17 protein-coding genes are annotated in these 20,249 nt (G+C 66.7%); 10 read left to right on the top strand and 7 right to left on the bottom strand.

Translation table 11 applies throughout. The annotated features are described in order from the left end of the window. Positions 1–45: 45 nt before the first annotated feature. The 4 genes from RT655_RS19265 to RT655_RS19250 form a co-directional block, all read right to left on the bottom strand. The gene (locus RT655_RS19265; RefSeq protein WP_313540200.1) at positions 46–279 is read right to left on the bottom strand and encodes a DUF6894 family protein; all 234 of its coding nucleotides are present in this window, start codon (positions 277–279) and stop codon (positions 46–48) included. 541 nt (positions 280–820) lie between these two features. Then, the gene (locus RT655_RS19260) at positions 821–1,999 is read right to left on the bottom strand and encodes a replication initiator protein A (protein WP_313540197.1); all 1,179 of its coding nucleotides are present in this window, start codon (positions 1,997–1,999) and stop codon (positions 821–823) included. A gap of 166 nt (positions 2,000–2,165) precedes the next feature. Then, the gene (locus tag RT655_RS19255) at positions 2,166–3,248 is read right to left on the bottom strand and encodes a ParB/RepB/Spo0J family partition protein (protein WP_313540194.1); all 1,083 of its coding nucleotides are present in this window, start codon (positions 3,246–3,248) and stop codon (positions 2,166–2,168) included. A 34-nt stretch (positions 3,249–3,282) separates the two neighbouring features. Beyond that, a complete protein-coding gene (locus RT655_RS19250; protein ID WP_313540192.1) occupies positions 3,283–4,482 on the bottom strand; it encodes an AAA family ATPase in 1,200 nt (399 codons plus the stop codon). Between the two features lie 183 nt (positions 4,483–4,665). On the opposite strand from RT655_RS19250, the gene RT655_RS19245 reads away from it, so the two are divergent. Together RT655_RS19245 and RT655_RS19240 are read left to right on the top strand one after the other, a co-directional pair. Continuing rightward, positions 4,666–4,947 carry a type II toxin-antitoxin system Phd/YefM family antitoxin gene (locus RT655_RS19245; protein WP_313540189.1) on the top strand — a complete coding sequence of 94 codons (282 nt, stop codon included), beginning with the start codon at positions 4,666–4,668 and terminating at the stop codon, positions 4,945–4,947. Further along, a complete protein-coding gene (locus RT655_RS19240; protein ID WP_313540186.1) occupies positions 4,944–5,276 on the top strand; it encodes a type II toxin-antitoxin system RelE/ParE family toxin in 333 nt (110 codons plus the stop codon). The genes RT655_RS19245 and RT655_RS19240 overlap by 4 nt, the downstream gene beginning before the upstream one ends. 7 nt (positions 5,277–5,283) lie before the next feature. Here RT655_RS19240 and RT655_RS19235 read toward each other — a convergent pair whose 3' ends face one another. Then, entirely contained in the window at positions 5,284–5,541 is a 258-nt protein-coding gene (locus tag RT655_RS19235) for a response regulator transcription factor (protein ID WP_409530298.1), read from the bottom strand. Between the two features lie 230 nt (positions 5,542–5,771). On the opposite strand from RT655_RS19235, the gene RT655_RS19230 reads away from it, so the two are divergent. After that, positions 5,772–6,449 (top strand): FCD domain-containing protein, encoded by a 678-nt coding sequence (locus RT655_RS19230; protein WP_313540183.1) that lies wholly within the window; start codon positions 5,772–5,774, stop codon positions 6,447–6,449. Here RT655_RS19230 and RT655_RS19225 read toward each other — a convergent pair. Continuing rightward, positions 6,439–6,990, bottom strand: coding sequence for a gluconokinase (locus RT655_RS19225; protein ID WP_409530300.1), 552 nt, complete (start codon positions 6,988–6,990; stop codon positions 6,439–6,441). The genes RT655_RS19230 and RT655_RS19225 overlap by 11 nt on opposite strands. A gap of 130 nt (positions 6,991–7,120) precedes the next feature. Between RT655_RS19225 and RT655_RS19220 the strand changes: the two genes are divergently transcribed. From RT655_RS19220 to RT655_RS19205, 4 genes are all read left to right on the top strand, one after another. Next, entirely contained in the window at positions 7,121–10,141 is a 3,021-nt protein-coding gene (locus RT655_RS19220) for a glycosyl hydrolase family 28-related protein (protein ID WP_313540232.1), read from the top strand. 123 nt (positions 10,142–10,264) lie between these two features. Next, positions 10,265–13,231 (top strand): TonB-dependent receptor domain-containing protein, encoded by a 2,967-nt coding sequence (locus tag RT655_RS19215; protein ID WP_313540178.1) that lies wholly within the window; start codon positions 10,265–10,267, stop codon positions 13,229–13,231. A gap of 132 nt (positions 13,232–13,363) precedes the next feature. After that, positions 13,364–13,570, top strand: a complete 207-nt coding sequence (locus RT655_RS19210; protein WP_313540176.1) for a hypothetical protein — start codon at positions 13,364–13,366, stop codon at positions 13,568–13,570. Between the two features lie 109 nt (positions 13,571–13,679). Next, on the top strand, positions 13,680–14,291 hold the full coding sequence (locus RT655_RS19205; RefSeq protein ID WP_313540174.1) for a TetR/AcrR family transcriptional regulator: 612 nt from the start codon (positions 13,680–13,682) through the stop codon (positions 14,289–14,291). 31 nt (positions 14,292–14,322) lie between these two features. Here the strand turns inward: RT655_RS19205 and RT655_RS19200 are convergent, their stop codons facing one another. After that, on the bottom strand, positions 14,323–14,790 hold the full coding sequence (locus tag RT655_RS19200) for a hypothetical protein (RefSeq protein ID WP_313540171.1): 468 nt from the start codon (positions 14,788–14,790) through the stop codon (positions 14,323–14,325). Between the two features lie 494 nt (positions 14,791–15,284). Between RT655_RS19200 and RT655_RS19195 the strand changes: the two genes are divergently transcribed. The 3 genes from RT655_RS19195 (at position 15,285) to RT655_RS19185 (ending at position 20,219) form a co-directional block, all read left to right on the top strand. After that, on the top strand, positions 15,285–15,698 hold the full coding sequence (locus RT655_RS19195) for a hypothetical protein (protein ID WP_313540168.1): 414 nt from the start codon (positions 15,285–15,287) through the stop codon (positions 15,696–15,698). Beyond that, positions 15,676–16,926 (top strand): efflux RND transporter periplasmic adaptor subunit, encoded by a 1,251-nt coding sequence (locus RT655_RS19190; protein WP_313540165.1) that lies wholly within the window; start codon positions 15,676–15,678, stop codon positions 16,924–16,926. Before RT655_RS19195 ends, RT655_RS19190 begins: the two co-directional genes overlap by 23 nt. 116 nt (positions 16,927–17,042) lie before the next feature. After that, entirely contained in the window at positions 17,043–20,219 is a 3,177-nt protein-coding gene (locus tag RT655_RS19185) for a multidrug efflux RND transporter permease subunit (RefSeq protein ID WP_313540163.1), read from the top strand. Positions 20,220–20,249: the final 30 nt, after the last annotated feature.

The following is a 20,249-nucleotide window of genomic DNA, read 5'->3' as shown; positions in this document are numbered from 1 at the left end:
CGTCAAACCACGCTCGCAACGTGCGAGCAAGTCGGTTCGGCTGATTTACGAAAGCTGGCGGGCGAGATCGGCGAGCAGGATGCGGGCGACAGGCTGGTCACCATCATCCTCGATGTCCAGGCTGCCGCGGACGGGCATGCGCCCATGGCGATGCCGCAGCAGGCTACGTGCAAGGCTGTGGCCGGCGATCAGTGCCTGCCGGAGATCGGGCAGTTCGCGCCGCTCGGCAGTGTGGGGGTAGTGGTCCGGGGTGCAGAGGCGGAAGCGATAAGCGGGCATACGTCGATAATGCCCACGCCTTCAACAAGTTGCTGCCGGTTGATGTATATTATTGTTGCGGTTGGTGCAGGTGCTCGTCCGGGGTCGCCAGCGTCGGCTTGATGCACCGAGACCCGCACGTCCTTTCTCCACTCTCTCTATTCAAAGAAGAGAACTCGGTGCCTGGTTAGAGGGTTTATTGAGTTGTTACGGAGTTACGCGATGCCTTGGATCGGTCGAATCGCGGCGACTCCACGATTCGCGCAAAAGGCGCGTTCCCATTGTGTCGAGGATCCGTTCCCGGAAGGTCGACGGTACCGTTCCCGAAAGGTCGATAGAGGGTTCCGGAAGGGTCGATACCTGTTCCCGAAGGATCGAAGGGTGGTGCCGCAGACCCGATTTACGATGCGTTTCGCGCTGCCCGATCACGAGGTTGAATCAGTTGTGGGGTAGCTGTGGATAAAGTGGTTCAAACCTGCGCCCCGAAGGGCAGTGCTTTTAAGCCCCCCCCATCTTCGCCCGACACTTCGGGAACGGATCGGGTGCCGCGCCGCCCCATCGGTCAGCGCAACTGGTGCTTGTTGCGGACGTGCCACTGGCGCACAAATCCGAGAAAGGCGTTTTGATAGTTGGCTGGCGTCCGTGCCGGATCCGCCTCTACCCAGTCGCGAAACTGGCGGTGCAGATCCTGATAGTCCCAGCCGGGGCATTCGCGTCGGGCCTGTTCCAGCGTTGCATCGGTCAGCATGCCGCTGGTCCCGCGCGTCGCCAGGCCGGTGACCGTTCGGCGAAGCAGCGCGCGCGCTTCGGCGCCGAGCGGTTGCGGCTCGGCTTCGTCGGGCTGCTTGGCGGACGGCCCGACCGGCTCCACCGGTGCGGGCGAAGGGGTGGGTCGAATCTCCCCCTCCCCGCGACGCCGCATCCGCAGGCTCGGCTCGCGTTTGCCCGCCGGCGTTTCCAGCGACAGCGTGTAGCCCGGCAATTCGTCGCGCTCGACGATTTTGCCGATCTCGAACTTGAAACGGCGATACTGGCCTTCGGCGCCCGATTTCTCGAACAAGGTCGGCATCGAGATCGCGAAGCCCGCCTCCCCTGCCCCGCCGGCATGCTTGCGCGCAACCTTGTAGAGCCAGCGCTCACGCCCGCCGGTGAGGTCGAAATAGGCACGGTCGATCGACAGCACGCCGCCGTTCATCAGCACGCCTTCGTAAAACCAGCTCGACAGCTCGATCGTCATCCCGCGCGAGCGTTCGGTGCGCTCGTCGACGAGCTGGGTCCAGCCGTCGAGCCAGCTGAACGTCGCCTCGCGGCGGTTCTCGGCGCGGATATTGGTCTTGATCGTGGTGGCCACCAAGCGGTCGAGTGACTGTCCGAGGAGCTCATAGGCGCGCCCCGTGGTCGGCCGACCGATCGCGCGGAGCAGGTCGTAGGGCATCAGGTGGAGCTTGCGCGGAATGTCGTTGCGCCCGCGCCGGGCCATGTCCGCGAGAACGCTGGCGCAGTAGATCAGGATGTCGGCATCCCAGATCGTCGCCATGCCGTAGTCGGGATTGGCGGAGACATGGACCCACAGCTTGCCGTCCGGGCTCTTGTAATCGATCGGCTTCATCCGCTTGGTCTTGGCCAGGCTGAAGAAGGGGCGCTCCATCATCTCGCGCTGATCGCGCAGCGGCATGTCGGCGAGATAGGGGAGGAACAGGTCGAACTGTTCGGGGATCGACTGGCGATCGGCCTGGGTCATGAAGCCTCTGGGAGCAGGGTGGGGGAGGGGCGTTTCCTCGGGGAAACGAAGGGCGATGCCGGTATCGCGAAACGGATCGGAGGACAGGGCGCGCAAAGCGGGAAGGGGGTTTCCCCGGGGAAACGGTCGCCCGATGCGACGCCGTCGTTTCCCCGGGGAAACATGCTCATGGCTGAAGCCCGCGGCCTTCGCGCTCGAGCTGGTCTAGCGCATCGCGGAAGGCGTTGACCAGATGATCGCGGCTGGCGCCCGAGCCGGCGTGGAGGCGCACGGTCACGCCCTGGCGGTTCACCGACAGCACGCTCAACGCCATGCGTCCGCTCGGCATCGACCATTGGTACAGCTCGTCGGCGACCTGCGGACCCGACGGTGCGGCGAGCAGCCGGCGCAACACATCGGCGGCGGCGATCGGCGCAAGCCCGCGCGCGCGGCGATCGCCCTGCTCGCGGCAAAGCGCCTTCGCCTCGGCGAGGATCGCCTTGGCTGCAGTCTTATCGTCCAGCGCCTGGGCGAGCGGATAGGCGGGCTTGAGCAGCACGTCGGCGGGGGAGGCGAAGGCGGCGATCACCGCGTCGGGAATACCCGCCACCTTGATCATCTTCGACAGCCAGCCCTTGGAGAGCTTCAGCCGCTCGGCCATGCGGGTGAGGTGGTTGCCGTAATGCGCCTTGAGCGCCTCGGCATAGTTGCGCGCGCGCTCGAGGTCCGACACGTCCTTGCGGGCGCGATTCTCAAGGTCGGCAAGGCGGAAGGCGGCCTCGTCGTCGAGCTGGGCGACCTGCGCCACGAACTGCATGTCGGGATAGCTGTGGGCGCGCAGCCACGAGATGGCGAAATGCCGCCGCGTGCCTGCGATCACTTCGAAGTCGTGGTCGGGGTCGCCCTCGATCCGGCGGACCACGGCGGGGACCTTCTGGCCGTTCTCCGCGACGATCGAGTCGATCAGCTCGCGGACATTCTCCTCGTTGAGATCCGCATAGACGCGGGCATTGCCCGGCCAGATCCGCACGCGCGACGGGTCGAGCAGCAGCTGGGTGACCTGCCGCACCTCGCCGGATGCCACGCGCGCCAGCGCCGACTCGCGGCCGAGCAGCGTCGTGCCGCGTGTGCGGGAAAGCCGGGGCGCCGGCTCCAGCTCGGCAGAAGAGGGGGGGAGGGGGGCAGGCGCGGAGGTCGCCGGAGCGGCCGCTTCCGCCGCGGCTTCCTCGGCGAGCAGATCGGCGAGATAGTCCTTCTGGGTACGTGCCACGGTTCAGCCCTTCTGCCCGAGTGCGGTGCTGCGCTCAGGCCGCTTCATTGACGACATCCTCTTCGCTGGCCGGCGCGACCCGGCCCCAGTTGCGGCGGACCAGCGCCTCGACCTGGCCCAGCGCCTCGTCGAGATTGGCCTTGCACCGCTTGTGGGTGCGCGCGGTGCCGATCGGGCGATCCAGCTCGTAGATCGTCATCATCCGCATCGCCGCGTGGCTGATCTCGGCGGATTCGAGGATCGGCACCGGCAGCAGCGCGGGCCCGAAGGCCTGTTCCATGATCTGGCGGACCATGGCATGGCTGGGATCGTTGCCGTCGAACTTGGAGCAGATCAGCCGGACGAAGTCATATTGTACGTCGATGCCTGCTTCGGTCAGCTGGTGGAGCACCTGGTCCATCATCGAGAGGAACTGGACGGTGGAGCAGAAATCCGGCGTCGTCGCCGCCAGCGGCACCAGCAGCGCGTTGGCCGCCTGCATCACCGCGAGGCTTATCGTGCCGAGCGCGGGCGGCGGATCGAGGATCACCACGTCATAGTCGCGGGCAAGATCGTTCAAACCCGCCTTGAGCTTGCGGAAGCGCGTGGCGAGGATCGAACCGCCATCGGCACCCGCGGCGGCGAGCTCATACTCGACGTCGAACAGCTCGAGGTTCGACGGGATCAGGTCGACATTGGGCCAGGGCGTCTTCTTGACCGCATAGAGCAGGTCGGCCTGGGTCGGGTCGATCGACAGATAGGGGTAGAGCGTCTCTTCGCGGGTGATGTTGAAATGCGGGTTGAAGCCGAACAGCGTCGTTGTAGTCGCCTGGCTGTCGCAATCGACCACGAGCACGCGATAGCCCTGCACCGCGAAATAGTGCGCGAGGTGGGTGGTGACCGTTGACTTGCCGACGCCGCCCTTGAAATTCTGCACCGCGATGATCGCCGGGACGTCAAGCGGCGCACGGGCAGGGGAGGCTCCCAGCGCCTGCCGCATGTTGAGCAGTTCCTCCACGGTGTAGCCCGGCCGCCGGCCGTTCTCGCTCGGGGGAGGCGGAGGGAGGCGCCCATCGTCCTCAGCCATGCGAATGCGGTTGGTGGAGCAGCCGAGCAGTTGCGCCGCTTCGGCGATGCCGAAGCGAACATGGAGTCCCTTGCGGCTTTCGGGTAGGAACGCCTTGCGGCGCAATCGTTCGATCATGCGCTCGCCGGCGTCGGCAAGCTCGCTGATCCGGTCGATATCTGAATGCATTCTTGCCTCGCCCCGCGCAGTTGAATGAGAGTTACGGGACATATCTCATATTTCGTTCAAACCGGCAAGGTTGGCGCCGAAACGGCGCAACTATCGGGTCGCGCGATTGTTATCACGTTGGATGAGGACTATATTCGGACCGATAATGGTCTGAAAATACATCGATAAGGGTCGGAGACCGAGATGCGCTACACCGAACAGGTCAAGCCTGTCAGCTATTTGAAGGCCAATGCTGCGGACGTGTTGCGCGGGCTGGCCGAGGGCGGGGCACCGCTGGTGATCACCCAGAATGGCGAGGCGCGCGCCGTGCTGCAGGATGTGGCAAGCTATCAGGCGACGCAGGAAACGCTGGCGTTGCTCAAGCTGATGGCGCTGGGAACGCGCGATGTAGAGGCCGGCCGCGTCACCCCCGCGCGCGATGCGATCGCCCGGTTGCGCAAGGGCAGCCCCAACAGCGCAGCATGAGCGGACGCTATACCGTTTATCTCACCGACGGCGCCGAAACCGACCTGGCGGAGATCCATGGCTGGATCGCTGCCAACCGGTCGTCCGAACAGGCGGAGGCGTTTCTCGATGCGATGCTGGCGAAGGTGGATAGCCTTGAGGCGTTCCCAGACCGCGGCAGCGTACCCGTCGAACTCGATGCGCTGGGCATCCGCGAGTTTCGCCAATTGGTGGCACCACCCTATCGGCTGATCTACCGCGTGATCGTCGATCACGTCTTCGTGTTTCTCATCGCCGACGGACGACGCGATTTCCAGGCGCTGCTCGAGCGCCGCCTGCTCTCGGCCTGAGCCCGGTTCAGCCGTGCGACCAGCCGAACTGGCCGGCGGCAATCGCGGCCTGGGTGCGGTTGCGGACGTTGAGCTTGCGCATCACTGCGGTCATGTGGACCTTCACCGTCGCCTCCGCCATGCCGAGCTCATAGGCGATCTGCTTGTTGAGCAAGCCCGAATGAACGCAGCGCAGCACCTGCATCTGCGTGGGGGTGAGGCGCGGCGATGCCGTGATTTCGGCGCCGGTGCGTTCCATCTGCTTTGCTTGAGTCGCGGCTTGCATGCCATCCTCCCAGACCGATCCGTTTCGAGGCGTTGCCTCCAGATTCGTTAACGTTAACGTAGGCGAACTTGTAGGACAGGTTCAAGAGGAAATTTGTGCCGTAGGGCGGCACAGCTCGTTTCGGCTGGCAATTCCGCACCTCCCCGCATAAACCTGTCCTATAAGTCGCCGGGTGTTGCCGGTGCGCAACAGGGGAGGGGCATGGCAGCAGCAGCCCGACGCGCGGGGCGGTGAACCAGCCGCGATTATCCGATCACGCCTACGCGGCGATCGTCGAACTCATCAAGTCGGAGGATCTCGAGGTCGGCGCGAGGCTGCCCTCGGAGGCACGGCTGGCCGAGATGTGCGGCGTCTCGCGCGCGATCGTCCGCGAGGCGCTGGTGCGGCTCGGCTCGGACGGAATCACCGAGGTGCGGCGAGGCGCCGGCTCGTTCGTGAAGGGGCGGCCGTCGGAGCGGCTGGCGGCGTTCATGCCGCTGGCCGAGCTGCCCGCGACGCTCGGCAGCTACGAAGTGCGCTTCGTGCTGGAGACGGAGGCGGCACGGCTCGCCGCCGTCCGGCGTACCGCCGAGCAGATGGCGGTGCTGGAAGCCGCGCTGGCGGACCTGCGCGCGGCGCTGCTCTCCAGTGCGCCGGCGCATGTCGAGGACCGCGAACTCCACCGCGCGATAGCCGATGCTACCGGCAATCTCGCCTTCCAGCAGGCGTTCGACGCGCTGTGGCCCGATGTCGAGAAGGTGATGCAGGCGGGCGTCGACATCTCCCGGTCGCGCTCGGCAGACGTGATCGCGGTGATGCTCCACGAGCATGAGGTGATTGTCGATTCGATCCGCGCCCAGGATCCCGAGCGCGCCGCGCTGGCGATGCGCTGGCACTTGGGGGAGGGGCGCCGCCGGCTCATGCCCTGAGTGCGGGCTGCTCCAGATAGGCGAGGACGCGGTCGCACAGTGTGGCGGGGGGCAGGGTCGCGGGCAGGATTAGCACGCCCTCGTCGGGTTGCGGCCGCTCCAGCGTCTCCAGCTGGCTGTCGAGCAGGCTGGTCGGCATGAAATGCCCCGGGCGCGACGACATGCGGGCGAGGAGCTGCGCGCGATCGGCCTCCAGCAGCACGAACTGCACGGCGCCGGGTATCTCGGCGCGCAGCCGGTCGCGATAGACGCGCCGCAGCGCCGAGCAGGCGGCGACCGACACCCCGCAGGTGTCGATCGACGCGGCCACCGCCGATCCGATCCGATCGAGCCAGGGCCAGCGGTCCGCATCGGTGAGCGGGGTGCCGTCGCGCATCTTCACCACCGCTTCGGCGGAGTGGAAGGCATCGCCCTCCAGAAACACGCAGCCTAAGGCCTCGGCGAGCATCGCGCCAAGCGTCGACTTGCCGGAGCCGCTGACCCCCATCACGATCACGGCCGCAGCGGCAGGCGATCGGGCAGGCAGGTCGGACATGGGCAGGCTCCGGAATAAGGGGCAGCCTCTCTTGTGAAAGGCTGCAGCGATGCTGAAAACTACGACCTTGGTCGCAGATGCCGCCAGCCCTTCAACGGGTTAGCCCATGCAATCAAGAACTAAGCCGATAATGGGGATGGATATGCGCTGCTTTCTGGCCGGTCTGCTCGTCGCAACTTCGCTCACCGCACCCGCGCTGGCGCAACATGCCTCGGTGTTCCCCACCGCGCCGGACGAGCCGCGTGCCGTGACGGTGAAGGCGCGCGGCGACGGCAAGGCCGATGATACGGCAGCGATCCAGAAGGCGCTCGACGACGCGCGCGATGCCTCGCGGCACGGCCTCGTCTTCCTGCCCTCGGGTCGCTACCGGATCAGCCGCACGCTGGTCGTGCCCGCAGGCGTGCGCGTCTACGGTGTCGGGCCGACACGGCCGACGATCCTGCTGGGTGCGAGCACGCCGGGCTTCCAGCAGGGCGTCTCGACGATGATCATATTCGGCGGCGACGATCAATATGCGGTCGGCAAGGTGCCGGTGCCCGTCCCCAATGTCGTGCCGCGCGACAAGATCGTGCGGGATGCCAATTCGGGCACCTTCTATTCGTCGATGAGCAATGTCGACATCGAGATCGCCGAAGGCAATCCCGGCGCGGCGGGCGTGCGCTTCCGCATGGCGCAGCACGCCTTTCTCAGCCACATGGAGTTCCGCCTCGGCAGCGCCTTTGCCGGGGTCTACCAGGCCGGCAACGTGATCGAGAAGGTGGCGTTCAAGGGCGGGCGCTACGGCATCGTCACCGAAAAGACCTCGCCCGCCTGGCAGTTCACGCTGATCGACGCGCAGTTCGACGGCCAGCGCGAGGCGGCGATCCGCGAGCATGAGGTGGACCTGACGCTGGTCAACGTCGCGATCCGCGACACGCCGGTGGGGATCGAGATCGACCGCGGCTATTCGGACTCGCTCTACGGCAAGGACGTGCGGTTCGAGCGCGTCTCCAAGGCGGGCGTGGTCATCTCCAACGAGGACAGCGCCTTCACCCAGATCGGCTTCGACAATGCAGTGGCGGTCGACAGCCCGGTCTTCGCCCGCTTCCGCGACAGCGGCAAGACGGTGGCGGCGAAGGGCAGGGCCTACCGGGTCGGCGCCTTCTCCTATGGCATGAAGGTGCCCAAGCTGGGCGAAATGGGGAAGACGGACCTCCAGGCGGAGATCCAGCCGCTGGCGAGCGCGCCTGCGCGGCGCGAACTGGCGGTGCGCACGCTGCCGCCGATGGCCGAGTGGGTCAATGTCCGCAAGCTGGGGGTGAAGGGCGACGGCACCACCGACGACACCGCCGCGCTGCAAAAGGCGATCGACGGCAACCGCGTGCTCTATCTGCCGATCGGCTTCTACAAGGTCACCGATCGCCTCAGACTGCGCCCCGACAGCGTGCTGATCGGTCTGCACCCGGCGACCACGCAGCTGTACATCCCCGACGACAACCCGGCGCATCGCGGGCTGGGCACGGTCATCCCGATCCTCGAGACCCCGCAGGGGGGCGACAACATCCTTTCGGGCCTTGGCCTGTTCACCGGCCGGGTGAACCCGCGCGCGTCCGCGGTGCTGTGGCGGTCGGGGGCGAACAGCCTGATGCAGGACGTCAAGATCATGGGCGGCGGCGGCACCCCCACTGCCGACGGCAAGCCGCTCGGCTCCCTGCAGGGGCGCAGTGGCGACCCTGTCGCCGAAGGGCACTGGGACGCGCAATATCCGAGCATCTGGGTGACCGACAATGGCGGCGGCACCTTCACCGATGTGTGGAGCCCCAACACCTTCGCCCAGGCCGGCTTCTACGTCAGCAACACCAGCACGCCGGGCCATGTCTACGAGATGTCGGTGGAGCATCATGTCCGCAACGAGTTCGTGCTCGACAATGTGGCGAACTGGGAGTTCCTCGCCCCGCAGACCGAGCAGGAAGTCGGCGACGGTCCCGACGCGGTGTCGTTGGAGATCCGCAACTCGCGCAATTTGCTGTTCGCCAACTATCATGGCTACCGCGTCACCCGCAGTTACCATCCGGCGAAGAGCGCGGTGAAGCTGTTCAACTCCTCGGACATCCGCTTCCGCAACGTCCATGTGAACGCCGAGAGCGGCTTCGCGGCGTGCGACGACGAGGGCTGCGGCACCTTCCTGCGCGTCAGCAAATATCCGTTCGACAATGCGATCGAGGACGTGACGGGCAAGAAACTGGTCCGCGAGCGTGAGTTCGCGCGGTTGGACGTGGGCGCGGTCGAGCGGCAGGTGGCAGAGAAGCCCGCTCCGGCCAAGGTCGAGAAGCTGGAGGACGGCTTCTACTCGATCTCGGGCGCGACGGTGGACGCGCAGGGCCGGCTCTACTTCATCGATCGCCGCTTCCAGCGCATCCAGCGCTGGACCGAGGCCAAGGGGCTGGAGATCATCCGCGACCATGCGCTCGATCCTGTGAACCTGGCGGTGGATGCCTCGGGGCATCTGCTGGTGCTCTCGTCGCTGGGCGCCAAGGGCGCGGCCTATTCGATCGATCCCGATGGCCCGCGCGACCAGCTGACCCGCATCGAGCCGACGCCAATCAGCGCGAGCGCGGGCGCCAGGACGCTGCTGCCGGTCAACTGGTGGGCGAACGGCGAATTCCGCGACCAGCTCAACCAGCAAACCTACCAGTTCACCACCATGGCCGAGCTGTTCGCCAAGGAAGCGATAGAGCCAAAGACACAGGCCTATGTCTCGCCCGACGGCAGCGTCGCGCTGCCCGCCTTCCGGGTGTGGCAGCAGGGGCCGATCGACCATGTCGGCTGGCGCTGGTCGCACGCGCTCAACGCCAACGGGCTGGTCGGCGGCAAGCCGGGCGAGCGGCTGTTCGTCACCAACGGGTCGGAGAACATCACCTACACCGGCACGGTGGGGCCGGCGGGCACGCTCATCAACCTCAAGCCCTTCGCCAATCGCGGCGGCGAGAGCGTCGCGGTGGCACCCGACGGCCGCGTCTATGTCGCGAACGGGCAGGTGTTCGTTTACGGCCCGGACGGCAAGGAAGTCGGCCGGATCGACGTGCCTGAGCGGCCGCTGCAGATTCTGTTCGGCGGGGAGGGGAAGCGCACGTTGTTCATCCTCACCCATCACGCGCTCTACGCCGCGCGCCCCTGAGCGGCCGCACCCGGGCGTCTACCACCTATGTCGTAGATGCCTGCGGCGCCGCGCAGGTCTAGCGTCGCATCATCATTGCCACGGGTCGGATAACGCCCGGAAAACATTGGAGGGGTTCGTCGGATGAAAGCCATTCTCACGTCGCAGCTGCGCCTTGGCGGCGCGAGCCTGATCGCGCTCGTGGCCATGGGAATGGCCAGCGCGGCCAGCGCCCAGACCACGGCCGACCCTGTGCCCGCCGCCGAAGTGCCGCAGGCCGACGCGACCCCGCAGGCGGACCAGAACGACCAGATCGTCGTCACCGGGTCGCGCATCGTCGCCAGCGGCTTCACCGCGGCGACGCCGACCACGGTGATCGGTGCCGAGCAGATTGCCGCCAACGCGCAGCCCAACCTGTTCAACACCATCGCCCAGCTGCCGTCGCTGCAGGGCTCGACCGGCTCGTCGACCGGCACGTTCAGTACCTCCAGCGGCACGCAGGGCCTCAGCTCCTTCTCGCTGCGCGGACTGGGGCCGATCCGCACCCTGACCCTGCTCGACGGGCAGCGCGTCGCCGCCGCGAACGTCAGCGGTGTGCCGGACATCAGCCTGTTCCCGCAGCTGCTGGTCAAGCGCGTCGACGTGGTCAATGGCGGCGCCTCGGCCACCTATGGCTCGGACGCGGTCGGCGGCGTGGTCAACTTCATCACCGATACCCGCTTCACCGGCTTCAAGGCCAATGTACAGGGCGGCATCACCACCTATGGCGACAACAAGCAGATCCTGGCGCAGGGCGCCTGGGGCGGCGCCTTCGCCGGCGACAAGCTGCATCTGATCGTCAGCGGCGAATATGCCCATGACGGCGGCGTCGGCCCCGGCGACTTCGGTACCGACCTCGCGCGCAGCCGCGACTGGTACAAGGCGACGACGCTGCTCAACACCGGCATCACCAACAATGGTTCGCCGCAGCTCGTCTACAGCGACTATGCGCAGCCTTACCAATATGCGCGCTACGGCCTGATCAACAACGGTCCGCTCCAGGGCATCGCCTTCGATGTCAACGGCAACCCGTACAATTTCCAGTACGGCTCGAACGGCCAGCCCCTTGGCAACGGCCGGGTGAGCAACTGCTATCCGGGCAACAGCTTCTGCGTCGGCGGCGACCTCACCGGCGCCCCGGGCTCGGGCGCGTCGCTCGTCTCCAAGCTCCAGCGCGTCGTCGGCTATACGCGGATCGGCTATGACTTCGCCCCGGGCAACGAGTTTTACGGCACGCTCAACATCGGCCAGGTCAAGACCAACAATCAGCCGAGCCCGGGCTATAACCGCCCGAACCTCACCGTGCAGTGCGCCAACCCCTATCTTCCGCAGCTGGTCCGCGACCGCTGCGCGACGGCGGGCATCACCCAGTTCAACTTCGGCACCAGCAACGGCGCCTTCCCCGATCCGCAGGTCTATACCGATCGTCGCCAGTATCGCGGCGTGCTGGGTGCCAAGGGCAAGTTCTCGGCCGCGGGCGGCGAATGGAACTACGACGCCTATTACGAGCATGGCGTGACGATCGCGGACATCAACGTCCACGATATCGTGCTGCAGAACCGCTATGTTGCCGCGACCAATGCGATTGCGCTCAACGGCGCGATCGTCTGCGCCGATCCGGTGGCACGCGCCGCGGGCTGCCAGCCGATCAACGTCTTCGGCGGCTTCGCGCCGTCGGCGTCGGCGCTCGCCTATGTGACGCCGGCAGCCGGACCGTACCAGCACACCAAGCTGACCCAGGACGTGGTGAGCGCCAATATCTCGGGCAATCTGTTCGATCTCTGGGCCGGTCCGCTCAGCATCGCGGTGGGCGGCGAATATCGCCGCGAATTCTACCGGGTGAACGCCGATCCGTACGGCGCCGGCGCGACCACCCCCAACAGCAGCGCCTATCCGGCGGATCCGCTGCTTAACCAGGCGCAGGGCAGCAACTGGGCCGCGGGCAACTACAAGAACGGCAACGGCAAATATTCCGTCTACGAGTTCTCCGCCGAAGCCAATCTGCCTCTGCTCGACAGCGAGAGTCTGGGCCGCGCCAATCTGAACGGCGCCGCGCGCTATACCCATTACAGCACCTCGGGTTCGGTCTGGGCGTGGAAGATTGGCGGCACCTGGGCGACGCCGATCGACGGCATCCGCCTGCGCGCGGTGACCTCGCGCGACGTCCGTGCGCCGAACCTTTCCGAGCTGTTCGCCGCGCCGACGGTGACCACGCTGCCCAACTTCAACGACCCGTTCCGCAACGTCGCGGTACAGGCGTTCCAGAACACGGTGGGCAATCCCAACCTCAAGCCCGAGATCGCGCGCAACACCGAAGTCGGCATCACCCTCGCCAATCCGCATTGGCTGCCGGGCCTCAGCCTGTCGTTCGACTATTACACGATCAAGCTGGGCGGCGTTGTCTCGACGCTGTCGCCGGACCAGATCGTCCGCTTCTGCTTCGAAGGCAACCAGGCTTTCTGCGGCGGCTTCGTGCTCAACAGCCCGACGCAGGGCGGCAATTTCATCAACGTCCAGCCGTTCAACCTGGCGAGCTGGAAGACCAGCGGTTTCGACATCGAGGCTAGCTATCGCTGGCAGCGCCCGCTGGGCCTGCCGGGCAACTTCACCGTCCGCGCGCTCGGCACGCATGTGAACGAGTTCCTTGTCCGCGCCGGCATCGCCGGGGTTGCGACGCAGGACAATGCCGGCGCCAATACCGGCGCGACGCCCGACTGGAAGTGGCTGGCCGTCCAGACCTACGACACCGACACGTTCAGCCTGCTTGTCCAGGAGCGCTGGTTCTCGGACGGGGTGTTCAGCAACCAGTATATCGAGTGCCAGAGCGGCTGCCCGGTCTCGACCGGCAACTACACGACGGTCAGCCGCAACTTCATGCCCGGTGCCTTCTATGTGGACGTCGGCGGCTCGTACAAGGTCACCCGCGGGCTGGAGGGCTATTTCAAGGTCGACAATCTGTTCAATGTCGATCCCGCCCCGTCGCCGCAGACCAACACCGGCCTCGACGTGAACCCCGCGCTCTACGACACGATCGGCCGCACCTATCGGATCGGCGTGCGCCTGAATTTCTGATCCTTTCGTCCCCCCGACGATCTCCTGGTCCCGGCCGCAAGGTCGGGACCTTTGTTTTGTGCGGAAACCCAAACGGTCGCGGGCGTTGAGGGCGAGCGCGCAACGCTGCGCCCCCATCAACGGAGACGAAGCATGACCGATACCATCCAGGATGCCACCAAGACCGTATCCAACGGCAAGACCGCGCTGACCGACGACATCCGCGCGCATTTCTCGGGCGATGCCCCGATCACCGAAAAGGCCAAGAGCTTCGCCAAGGCGCGGCCCTGGACCAGCGCTGCCTTCCTCGGCATCGCCGCGCTGGCGGTGCTGAACGGCGTGCGCGGCGTCCGCCCGTAACCATGCGGCGGTGGGGGCGTATCGTCCCCACCGCGGTATGTACGCTCTCTGTCATGCTGGAATACGCGGACTGGCAATCCTCCGACGGAGGGGTTATATACCGGTCGTTATGAAAACCGCAGCCTGTACCGTAGCCAAGGGTCGCCCCCGCGAGTTCGACGTCGATGAGGCGTTGACGGCGGCACTCCGCATCTTCTGGACCAAGGGCTATGAGGGTGCCTCGCTGACCGACCTTACCGAGGCGATGGGCGTCACCCGCCCGAGCCTCTACGCGGCGTTCGGCAACAAGGAATCCTTGTTCTGCAAGGCGCTCGACCTCTACGAGCGCGAGAAGATGTGCTATATCGGTCGCGCGCTCGAGGCCCCGACGGCGCGCGGTGTCGCCGAGTCGCTGTTGCGCGGTGCGCTGGAGCGCCAGCGCGACACCAGCGATCCCCGCGGCTGCATGGGCGTGATCAATTCGGTGGCCTGCGGTGCCGAGGCCGAGTCGATCCGCGAGGAAGTGCTCAAGCGCGGTGAAGCTGCCAAGCGCGCGATCGTCGAGCGGTTCGAACGCGCCAAGGCCGAAGACGATCTTCCCCCGCACGCCGATCCGGAGGGATTGACCTCCTATATCATCGCGCTGATCCAGGGCATCGCGCTGCAGGGAGGTGCGGGCACCAGCTGCGCCGATCTGGAGCGGCTCGTCCAGACCAGCCTGTCGATGTGGCCGGCGCGCTGAGCCGAAGCGGGCCGCCCACCAGGCCTTTCGATCAATCGTTGGGGACGGAAAGGGCGATGCCGGTCTTGCCGTCCTGCTGGGAAATGGCGAGGGATACCCGCCTGCCGCCCTTCTCGCCGGAGATCAGCGCCCCGTCGGGCATGCTGAGCGACTGGGGCAGTTTCCAGCCTTCCTTTGTCAGCGCGGCCTTATAGAAGCCGGCGACCTTGCCGACCGGATCCCGGGTCGCGAGTGTCACCATCTTGATCTTGCGGCCACCTGAATCGGTTTCCATCACCCCTTCGACCATCGCACCCGGATATAGCGGCGCATATGTCGGCATCGCCACCGCCGCCGCCGCGGCGCCCTGGATCGTCTTGATGCTGCCGTTCGCTGTCGTGATCGACGCGGTGCCGGCGCGCTCGTCGGTCGTGTAGGTGGTCCCGGCGATCGTCGAGGATTTCTCCTTGGCGCCGCAGGCGGTGAGCAGGATGGCGGCAACGAGAACGGCACGGCGCATCGGGAAAGGCTCCCACGAACGAGGCAATCCCCACGATTGGAACCCCTGGGCAATGGCTGCATAGCCTCTACCCGCGTGGCTGGCAAACCGCAGGAACCTCAGCAGCAGGGGCTGCAAAAGAAAACGTTTCGCTCGCGCAAAACAGTCTTGCGAGGAAAAATACCGGCCGGTATAAAAAGCCTGTTGACGCACCGCAGCGCGACTTATATACCGACTGGTATAGAAAGTGATCCGCCGCCCCTACGGGGTCGCGGGGCAGACGGAGACGCGGACATGCGCCAGCTTGCACGCAAGAAACGGGGTGAGCCCTAGGCTCTATCCGCGCATACCCAAATAGTAACTGGCGCTGCCGCACGGCAGATGGGCGGGGCGAGCGATCGCTGCGATCCATGGCTCGCAACCAACTGAATTCATCCCGGCACCCGGAACCGCAACAGGCGCTTTTCGGGAAGGCGGAGCCTTGCTCCCCGCCGGCGCAACCGAGGGAGAATGACATGGCTTATCTCGATCTCACCGACATGGCCGGCAACGCCGCCGCGCTCCCCGCCTTCCTCGCCGCCCCGCGCGAGGAAACCAAGCTGAGCGCGCTCGAATGGCAGGTCGTCGCGATCGCCCAGCGCGATCGCATGTCCTCGCTGGAGGCGCCGAGCCGCCTGTCGATCGCGTTCGGCGTGATCTTCGGGGGCGAGCGCGGCAACCCGCGGCTGGCCGATCCCAAGCTCGAGGCGCTGCGTCGCATCGCCGTCATCTCGTGGCACCGCGGCTTCCGCGTGCCCCAGTCCGAAATCCAGCGCTTTCACGCGGCCGGCTACACGCCCGGCCAGCTGGAGACGCTGCTCACCAGCATCAGCCGTGGTCGCGCGGCGATGAATCAGGGGAACCATCATGAATATGCACGCGCCCATTGAGGGCGAAGCGGTGGCGGAACGCCGCCCCAAGCGACTGCGCGCCTGGCAGAAGGCGGCCTTGGTCGTCGTGCCGGTGGGCGTGGTCGCCGCCGGCTTCAGCCTGAGCGGGCGGAACGCGCCTGCCGTGGCTGCACCGGCCGCACCCGTCGTCACCGTCGCCGCGCCGCTCGCGCGCGAAATCAACGAGTGGGACGAATATGTCGGCCGCTTCGAGGCGAGCCGCAGCGTAGAGGTGCGGCCGCGCGTGTCGGGCGCCGTCACCGCCATCCACTTCAAGGACGGCATGGTCGTGAAGCAGGGCCAGCTCCTCTTCACCATCGATCCCCGTCCGTTCACCGCCGCACTGGCCGAGGCCAAGGCGGGCGTGGCGAGCGCGCAGAGCGATCTGGCGCTCGCACGCTCCGACCTCGACCGCGCCCAGCGGCTGGTCAGCGTCGAGGCGGTGTCGAAGAGCGATGTCGAACGTCTCCAGGCCCGCGTCCGCGCGGCCACTGCCGCTGTCGCCGCGGCGGAGGCCCGGGTCCGTGCCCGCGCGCTCGACGTCGAGTTCACCCAGGTGCGTGCGCCGATTTCGGGCCGCATCTCCGATCGCAAGGTCGATCCCGGCAATCTGGTCGCCGCCGGGGAAGGGCAGGGAGGCACGCTCCTCACCACGATCAACGCGCTCGATCCGATCTACTTCACCTTCGACGGCTCGGAAGCCCTGTTCCTCAAGGCCAAGCGCGCCGCAGGCTCGTCCGCCAGCCCGGTCGAGATCCGGCTGCAGGACGAAGGCGATTATCGCTGGAAGGGCCAGATCGACTTTACCGACAACGGGCTCGATCCCAAGTCCGGCACAATCCGCGGTCGCGCGGTACTGTCGAACAAGGACATGTTCCTGACGCCGGGGATGTTCGGCAACATGCGGCTCGCCGCGGGCGGCAAGGCGCAGGCGCTGCTGGTGCCCGATGCCGCGATCCAGACCGACCAGGCGCGCAAGCTGGTGCTCACCGTCGGTGCCGACGGCACCGTGGTGCCCAAGCCTGTGGTGCTCGGACCCGTCGTCGACGGCCTCCGCATCGTCCGCTCCGGGCTCGCGCCCCAGGACAAGGTGGTGATCGCCGGCACCCAGTTCGCCCAGCCCGGCGGCAAGGTGCAGCCCAAGGCCGGCACCATCACGCCGGCCGCCGCGACCGACGCGCCCGTCGTTTCCGCTCCGGTCACGGGCCAGGCGACCTTCGCCCGCTGACCGAACTGCCGCCGGGCGCACCCCAGAGGCCCGGCGGCAGGTAGTTTCCCGTGTGCCCGTCCGCGCGATCCAGCGCGGGCGCGAGCACGCGCGTCCGCTAGGAAAAGGAGAAGGCCATGCGCCTCTCACGCTTCTTCATCACCCGCCCGATCTTCGCGGCGGTGATCGCGATCATCATCACGATCCTGGGCGGCATCGCCTATTTCGCGCTGCCCATCTCGCAATATCCCGACATCGTGCCGCCGACGGTCACGGTGACGGCCAGCTATCCCGGCGCCTCGGCCGAGACCGTGGCGGAAACCGTCGCCGCGCCGATCGAGCAGGAAATCAACGGCGTCGACGACATGCTCTACCAGTCGTCGCAGTCGACCGGCGACGGCAATGTGACGATCACCGTCACCTTCAAGACCGGCACCAACCTCGATGCCGCGCAGGTGCTGGTGCAGAACCGCGTCGCGGTCGCGATCCCGCGCCTGCCGGAAGAGGTACAGCGCCTCGGCGTCGTCACCCGCAAGACCAGCCCCGACTTCCTGATGGTCGTCAACCTGATCTCGCCCGACAACTCGATCGATCGCAGCTACATCTCCAACTATGCGCTGACCCAGGTGAAGGACCGCCTCGCGCGGCTCGAAGGCGTGGGCGACGTGCGCATGTTCGGTGCGCGCGATTATGCGATGCGGGTGTGGATCGATCCCGGCCGCGCCGCCGCGCTGAACCTCACCGCGGGTGACATCGTCCAGGCGCTGCGCGGGCAGAACATCCAGGTCGCGGCGGGCTCGCTCGGCCAGCCGGGCTCCAGCCCCAGCGGCAATGCCTTCCAGCTCAATGTCGAGACGCAGGGCCGCCTGAAGACGCCGGCCGAGTTCGGCCGCGTCGTCATCCGCACCGATAGCGCAGGCCGCCAGGTCCGCGTGAGCGACGTCGCGCGCGTCGAACTCGGCGCCGCCGACTATTCCTCCAACACTTATCTCTCGAACAAGCCGACCGTGATCCTGGCCGCCTTCCAGCGCCCGGGCTCCAACGCGCTCGCCGCCGCGCTGCGGATCAAGGCGGAGATGGACACGATCTCGAAAACCTTCCCCAAAGGCCTCGAATATCGCGTGATCTACAACCCCACCGAGTTCATCGCCCAGTCGATCGACGCGGTGTACCATACGCTTGGCGAAGCGGTGATCCTCGTCGTCCTCGTCGTGATCGTGTTCCTCCAGAAGTGGCGCGCGGCGATCATCCCGGTGGTGGCGATCCCCGTGTCGCTGATCGGCACCATGGCGGTGCTGCTGCCGATGGGCTATTCGCTCAACAACCTGTCGCTGTTCGGACTGGTGCTCGCCATCGGCATCGTCGTCGACGATGCGATCGTCGTGGTCGAGAATGTCGAGCGCAACCTCGCGCAGGGCATGACCCCGCTCGAGGCGGCGCGTACCTCGATGGACGAAGTGTCGGGCGCGCTGGTGGCGATCGTGCTGGTGCTGTTCGCGGTGTTTCTGCCGACCTTGTTCCTCAATGGCCTGTCGGGCGCCTTCTACAAGCAGTTCGCCGTGACGATCTCGGTCGCCACCGCCATCTCGCTGCTCGTCTCGCTGACGCTCTCCCCGGCGCTCGCCGCGGTGCTGCTCAAGCATGAGGAGCATGCCCCGCGCGGCGGCATCGGACGCTTCTTCCGCCGCGCCGCCGACGGCTTCAACCGCGGCTTCGAGCGGATGAGCAATGGCTATGCCCGCCTCACCCACAAGCTGGTCACCCGGCCCAAGCGGATGATGATTGCCTATCTCGGCCTGATCGCCGCGACGGTCGCGACCTTCTGGGTGACGCCGGTGGGCTTCATCCCGGCGCAGGATCAGGGGTACTTCCTCACCGTGATCCAGCTGCCGCCGGGCTCGTCGCTCGAGCGTACCGACGAGGTGATGCGCAAGGTCGTCGCGCGCATCCTGCCGATCCCGGGCGTCAAGGGTTCGGTGATGCTCGCGGGCTTCGACGGCCCGTCGCAGACGCTCGCCCCGAACAGCGCTGCCGCATACGTCCCGCTGCAGAGCTTCGAGGAGCGCAAGAAGCTCGGCGTCAACATCGCCGGCATCATGGCCGAGGCGCGCAAGCGCACCGCCGACATCAACGAGGCGATGCTGCTCGTGGTCCCGCCGCCGCTCATCCAGGGCATCGGTTCGGCCGGCGGCTACCGCCTGATGGTCGAGGATCGCGGCGAGCATGGCTATCAGGCACTGGGCAACACCGCCTTCGGCCTGATCGGCACCGCCAACAAGACGCCGGGGCTTGCCCAGGTCTACACCTTCTTCAACACCGCGACGCCGCGCGTCTTTGCCGATATCGATCGCCGCAAGGCCGAGATGCTGGGCGTGCCGCCGGAGCGGGTATTCGAAGCGCTCAACGTCTATCTCGGCTCGGCCTTCGTCAACGACTTCAACATGCTCGGCCGTACCTACCGGGTGACCGCGCAGGCCGACGCGCCCTTCCGGGCGACCGAGGCCGACATCGCCAACCTCAAGACGCGCTCGGACGCCGGCGGCATGGTGCCGATCGGATCGGTCGCGACCTTCGAGAACAAGACGGGCCCGTATCGCGTCACGCGCTACAACCTGTTCCCGGCGGTGGAAGTCGATGGCGATACCGCGCCGGGCTACAGCTCGGGCGCCTCGCTCGACGCGATGGAGAAGCTCTCGGCCGAACTGCCTGCGGGCTATGCGGGCGAGTGGACCGGCATCGCCTATCAGCAAAAGATGGCGGGCAGCACGGCGGGTCTGGTGTTCGCGCTGGCGGTGCTGTTCGTCTTCCTGGTGCTGGCGGCGCAATATGAGAGCCTGACGCTGCCGCTGGCGATCATCCTGATCGTGCCGATGTGTCTGCTGGCGGCCATGGCGGGGGTGAACCTGCGCGGCATGGACAACAACGTGCTGACGCAGATCGGGCTCGTCGTGCTGATCGCGCTTGCTGCCAAGAACGCGATCCTCGTGGTCGAGTTCGCCCACCAGGCCGAAGTCCGCGACGGCCTGTCGCCGGTGGAAGCCGCGGTGCGGGCGGCGCAGGACCGGTTGCGGCCGATCCTGATGACCAGCTTCGCCTTCATCCTCGGCGCGGTGCCGTTGCTGATCGCAAGCGGCGCGGGTGCCGAGCTCCGCCAGGCGCTGGGTACCGCCGTGTTCTTCGGGATGATGGGCGTCACCGGCTTCGGCCTGCTGTTCACGCCGACCTTCTACGTGGTGTGCCGCGCGCTGGGTGCGCGACTCGCCCGGCGGCGCGGGCAGGGTGGGGCGCACCACCAGCTCCAGCCGGCCGAGTAAACTGAACCAACCGGCGGGCGCTCCCGTGCG

Source organism: Sphingomonas sp. (assembly GCF_032114135.1).
Lineage (GTDB): Bacteria > Pseudomonadota > Alphaproteobacteria > Sphingomonadales > Sphingomonadaceae > Sphingomonas.
The sequence above is the reverse complement of the archived record's forward strand: the minus strand, read 5'-3'. Positions and strand labels throughout refer to the sequence as shown.